The following is a 2,372-nucleotide window of genomic DNA, read 5'->3' on the forward strand; positions in this document are numbered from 1 at the left end:
GTTCTTGGGATGTAACTGGGACACAACCGTCAGCTCCAACCGGCTTGGCTTGTTATGAATCAGCCAATTTCAATACTACAACTTGTACTTGGGATATAACGGGGACACAAGCAGTACAACCAGTCATAGTAAACTGTTGGGATAATTTTGTCTTCAATACGACTTCATGTTCTTGGATAAATACTGGATCTCAACCAGCAAATCAGACCACGACAGTTACTGCCTGTGACACCTATTTTTGGAATGTAACAGGGCTGACATACGGTGTTAGCGGAACTTACACTTCTCAGAAAAATTGTATTACATCAATTTTAATTTTGACGATAGAAGATTGTACCCCTGTTTGTAATTACGTAACTTATTCACAAGGTGGTTGGTCTAATGCTAATTCACCATTGAGTGTAAGTTTCTTGAATCAACACTTTCCAAATGGTGTATTAATTGGAAAGCCCGGTAGATCATTGCGATTAACTACTGTTACAGCTATTAGGAATTTCCTTCCAAATGGAGGTACTCCAGATCGATTAGCAAATAGTAATCAAGTAAACAGAACCAATAGTCAGGTGAAAAATGTTTTTGCGGGTCAATTAGTAGCATTGCTTTTAAATGTTGCAGCAAATCCGGGTATGGAAAATGCCACTATTGTTTCTCAAGATCTTTCTTTAAACGGAAGAACAATCGGCTGGTTAATTGAAGAGTCTCAATCTAAAATCGGTTCAAGTACCGTTGTAAGTGGTGCTTTACTTTCTAAATTGTCAAATGCTTGTGAAGCAGTTAACGTAAGTTTCAACGGATCAGTTACGGGTTATATATCCTGTTCATTTGTACAAAGTAAAATAGGGGATGAAACAAACACTACCGTTACAAATGACAATAATAAACATGCTATTACTGCTTATCCAAATCCCTCAAACACCACTTTTACTTTAAATAATCCAACTACATTGGACATGAAAGTAACTATTTATGATATCAGTGGAAAAATCTTAGTTAAAGAGTTTTTATTGTCATCGCAATCCAACTATGAATTTGGAACTGACTATAAAGCGGGAATGTATTTAGTAGAGATTGCAGGCGCGGATTATAAAAAATATTTAAAGTTGATAAAAAAATAAATATTTTATAAAAGATTAAAAAGTCGGGTTTTTCCCGACTTTTTAATTTTAAGAGGTAAGTATTTCTAATCATTCAATTAACTTGTTTTTTACTCATCAAAGAAAGCTTGCTTACAAAATCAATCATTTTTAATCCTTCAATAAGACTTTATGTTATTTATGTAATCTATTGATTTTAATGTAGTTTGTCTATAAATTGAGCCTTTTGTCGAACTTCAATTTTTGTATTTTTTTGATTTACTTTTTAACGATTATATTAAACATTACAACGTTTTTTTTTTTCTCTCATATTGTCTTTAACATATGTTTGTGGCGAAATTATTCCCAAATTTATTATTAATAATATTTACATTTTATTATGAAGACAAACAAACACTTCTTTTTTAAAAAACAAAAAAAAATTAAATACCTTGTTTGTATTTTGTTCATCGGTTTACTTGCACATTCTCAGCCGGTTTGGCAATCTTCAACTACTGCCGTAGGTATTACCCCTAGTGCATCGATAAATGTCCCAAGTGGTACCGTTGCGGGAGATTTATTGGTGGTTGGTGTAATGTTTGAGTCTGGTGATGGTACTACTATAACTGTTCCTGCAGGATGGACTTTAATTAGGAGAAGTAATCAGTCCAGTAATGTGGGTATGGCAACTTATTTTAGAATAGCTGGTTCATCAGAGCCTGCCACATACACATGGGGCTTAGGGTGGAAGAAGTGGTCTATTGGAATGAGTAGAATAACCGGAGCATCTCCTATCATCTCAGTCTCTGCCGATGCATTAGGTAGTAGCTCTTCTACTAGTGTAGTGGCACCTGCGATTACTACTACCACTGCTAATAATCTAATCTTAACATTTTATTGTAATAAAAAACCCGCAACTTATACTATTGCGGTTTCTGGCACTACAGAACGTTATGATGCGCCAAATACTGCTGGAGGAGTTCCTTCAAACATGATGGCTTCTTATGTTCATGCTCCGATAGGTAATACAGGCACAAGAACTGCTACTGCATCACAAGCTGAGACATGGGTAGCTCAAACAGTTGCAATATGTCTTTCAAACACACCAGGGACGCCATCTTCAAATCCGACATTATGTGTTAATACCTTATTATCTCCAATTACAAGAACAACAACAGGTGCCACAGGAATAGGAACCCCTACCGGATTACCAGCTGGAGTAACTGCCGCTTTTGCAAATAATACCATTACCATAAGTGGTACCCCAACAGCATCAGGGGTTTTTAATTATAGCATTCC

The 2,372-nt window shown here is 35.7% G+C and carries 2 protein-coding genes; both read left to right on the top strand.

Annotated elements, in window-relative coordinates; genetic code table 11:
- Window positions 1-1,115 (top strand): T9SS type A sorting domain-containing protein (locus tag HA632_RS02000; RefSeq protein WP_176305572.1); only part of this gene is annotated, 1,115 nt, incomplete at its 5' end.
- A 358-nt stretch (window positions 1,116-1,473) separates the two neighbouring features.
- A partial coding sequence (locus tag HA632_RS02005; RefSeq protein ID WP_217902811.1) for a hypothetical protein occupies window positions 1,474-2,372 on the top strand: 899 nt, incomplete at its 3' end.

The sequence above is a fragment of the Flavobacterium sp. J49 genome (assembly GCF_011742145.1).
Lineage (GTDB): Bacteria > Bacteroidota > Bacteroidia > Flavobacteriales > Flavobacteriaceae > Flavobacterium.